Origin of the sequence: Mesorhizobium sp. M2E.F.Ca.ET.209.01.1.1, assembly GCF_004010375.2 — a bacterium.
In the GTDB taxonomy this organism is placed as follows: domain Bacteria; phylum Pseudomonadota; class Alphaproteobacteria; order Rhizobiales; family Rhizobiaceae; genus Mesorhizobium.
Genome location: NZ_SADP02000815.1, coordinates 1 through 319, shown reverse-complemented (window position 1 = coordinate 319; position 319 = coordinate 1). Strand labels below are relative to the sequence as shown.

At 69.0% G+C, this 319-nt stretch carries 1 protein-coding gene; it reads right to left on the bottom strand.

Annotation, left to right across the window (positions count from 1 at the left end):
* The coding region (locus tag EN852_RS38020; RefSeq protein WP_246694559.1) for an LLM class flavin-dependent oxidoreductase at positions 1-272 on the bottom strand (272 nt) is incomplete at its 3' end.
* Positions 273-319 lie beyond the last annotated feature (47 nt).

Sequence of the window (319 nt, the reverse complement as noted above, 5' to 3'; positions counted from 1 at the left end):
TCGCCGCCGGTGACCACGTTGATCAGCAGCCGACCGTTCGAGATGCGATCGAGCGTCGCGGTCATGCGCGCGGCAAGCGTCGGCGACTGCAGGCCCGGCCGCACCGCGACGAGGAAGCGTAGCCGCTTCGTCAGCGGCGCCAGCGCCGAGGCGATAACCCAGGAATCCTCGCAGGAGCGGCCGGTCGGCAACAGCACGCCGTAATAGCCGAGCGTATCGGCCGCCTGCGCCACCTGGGTGAGATAGTCGAGGCCGGCGATGAGGCACTCCATATCGACGTGCCAGCCGGCCAGGTTGCGTTCACCGCCATGCTCCAGGC